Origin of the sequence: Novosphingobium sp. B-7 (assembly GCF_000410615.1) — a bacterium.
GTDB lineage: Bacteria > Pseudomonadota > Alphaproteobacteria > Sphingomonadales > Sphingomonadaceae > Novosphingobium > Novosphingobium capsulatum.
In genome coordinates this window covers 1-210 of the sequence record NZ_APCQ01000453.1, presented here as the reverse complement: position 1 = coordinate 210, position 210 = coordinate 1, and the positions used below count along the sequence as shown (strand labels likewise).

The 210-nt window shown below is 60.0% G+C and carries 1 protein-coding gene; it reads right to left on the bottom strand.

Translation table 11 applies throughout. The annotated features are described in order from the left end of the window. On the bottom strand, positions 1-210 hold a 210-nt coding region (locus tag H926_RS31520), incomplete at both ends, for an integrase core domain-containing protein (RefSeq protein ID WP_148291644.1).

Sequence of the window (210 nt, the reverse complement as noted above, 5' to 3'; positions counted from 1 at the left end):
CAGAGGTAGAGTCCGGCTCCTACATGATGGTTGGTTGAGGTGATGGCAACCTGTCTGGGGGCATGCTCCCAGACAGGTTTACCGGCTTTCTCGGCGGGGGTTCTCCCGCCCAATTTCGAGTGCGGCCTTACGTGGTTGTAGTCATGCCGCCAGGCATCAAGCACGAACCGGGCATGCGGCAGCGACGTGAACAGCGTCTCGTTGAGGCAT